We start from the raw sequence: 2,210 nt of genomic DNA, 5'->3' as shown, positions 1-2,210 counted from the left end.
GTGATCGACTTTGCAGCGGACAAAACGATTTTATCGCTAACCACCATTTCGTTCGATATTTTCGTATTGGAAACGATCCTGCCGTTGCTGGGCGGAATGACCGTTGTACTTGGTGACCACCGTCATCAGGTCAATCCTCAGGCACTTGGCGAGCTGATTACAGCACATCACATTGACATGCTGCAAATGACGCCATCCCGGCTGCAAATGCTGCTGGGTCATGAGGAAGGCTCTCGTGCGCTGCAAGGTGTACAGGAGATTATGGTGGGGGGAGAAGCGCTTCCACCCAAGCTGCTGGAGGCCTTGCAAAAATTGAACGGTCCCCGCATTTATAACATGTACGGACCTACAGAAACGACGGTGTGGTCAGCAGTACAGGAACTTACCCAGGCCAAACAGATTGACATTGGACGCCCTATCGCAAATACGCAAATTTATGTCATTAACGCAAAGGGTGAATTACAGCCGATCGGTGTACCAGGCGAGCTATGCATTGCAGGGGAAGGTTTGGCCCGTGGCTATTGGAATCGCGCGGAATTGACGGCGGACAAATTTGTAGATAATCCATTTTCAACAGGAACACGAATGTACAAAACCGGGGACCTCGCCCGCTGGAAAGCGGATGGAAATCTGGAGTTTATCGGCCGAATCGACCATCAGGTGAAAATCCGCGGGTATCGAATTGAACTGAGTGAGGTTGAGTCGAAGCTGCTGCAAGTTGATTTTGTACGGGAAGTAACGGTCATTGCTCAAGCAGATGAAACAGGGCAAAAGCAAATGGTGGCGTACTACGTCGCCGGGCAAGAAATTGGCGCAAGCGAGCTGAGAAGCGAACTGGGCCGAGAGCTGCCAAGCTATATGGTGCCATCATACTTTATACAATTGGAGCAGATGCCATTAAGTCCGAATGGCAAAATCGACCGCAAAGCATTGCCAGCATTGGAAGATAATCTGCAAAGCAGAACGGATTATTTCGCACCGCGAACGCCAATGGAATCGAAGCTGACCCAAATTTGGCAGGATGTATTGGGCCTGAAGCAAGTCGGCGTGAAAGAGAACTTTTTCGAGATTGGTGGTCACTCACTGCGGGCAACTACCTTGACTTCAAAGATTCACAAAGAACTGAATAAATCCCTGTCGTTACGCAGTATTTTCGAAGCTCCAACGATTGAACAGCTGGCTGTAGTGATTGAAAGTTTGGAACAGATGAAGTATGCATTGATTCCGGTGACGGAAGAACGAACTTTTTATCCGCTGTCCTCCGCGCAAAAGCGGATGTACGTATTGCACCAGCTTGACCCTGACGATGTAAACTACAACATGCCTGTTATGTTCCGGGTAAGCGGCCCGCTGGATGTGAAGCGGATGGAAGAAGTATTCTGTCAATTGATCTCACGCCATTCAACACTCCGTACCCGCTTTGAAATGATAAATAACGAGCCGAAGCAGCAGATTCAGGATACCGTATCGTTCGAGTTGGAGTATGCGAAGGTGCAGGTGGGACATGTCGTAGCTTATACAGCAGCAGATCGACAAACCGATGTGAAAGTGTTACATCGTGATGCAGTGCAGGAACGGTATGCATCGGTGACTGAGCAGCTTGTGAGCAAGGAAGTACAAGAAATGATCCAAAGCTTTGTACGTCCATTTGATCTGCAAGCCGCTCCGTTGCTGCGGGTTGCCCTGATCGATTTGGGCGTACAGGGAATAGAAGAAGAGCCGCAGTATTTGCTGATGCTCGATATGCACCATATCATCTCGGACGGTGTGTCGACGGGCGTGTTGACTCGCGAATTTGCTCGCTTATACAGCGATGAAGAGCTGCCACCGCTACGGATTCAATACAAAGATTATGCCGTATGGCAGCAAAGTGAAGCGCAACAGGATTGGATGGAAGGTCAGGAAGCGTATTGGCTCAATACTTTCCGGGGCAATCTGCCTGTGCTGAACCTGCCAACCGATTTTGCCCGTCCGGCGGTACGGAGCACAGCAGGCGACACGGTTGTATTCAGATTGGAGCGTGAAGTTAGCGAGCGCTTAAAAGAACTGGCAGCACAGACAGGTTCGACGCTGTACATGGTGTTATTAGCGGCCTATACAGCGTTACTATATCAATATACAGGGCAGGAAGATATCATTGTTGGCACCCCAATTGCGGGACGCCCACATGCCGATCTGGAGCCCATCATTGGGATGTTTGTCGGAACCCT

General features: G+C 49.8%; 1 protein-coding gene. It reads left to right on the top strand.

The features are described 5' to 3' along the window. Nucleotides 1-2,210, top strand: a 2,210-nt coding sequence (locus E0698_RS26155; RefSeq protein ID WP_192513418.1) for a condensation domain-containing protein, incomplete at both ends; no start/stop codon positions are given.

It is taken from the genome of Paenibacillus sp. 23TSA30-6 (genome assembly GCF_014858585.1).
Lineage (GTDB): Bacteria > Bacillota > Bacilli > Paenibacillales > Paenibacillaceae > Paenibacillus.
Note: the sequence above shows the minus strand (reverse complement) of the source record. Positions and strands in the feature narration are given on the sequence as shown.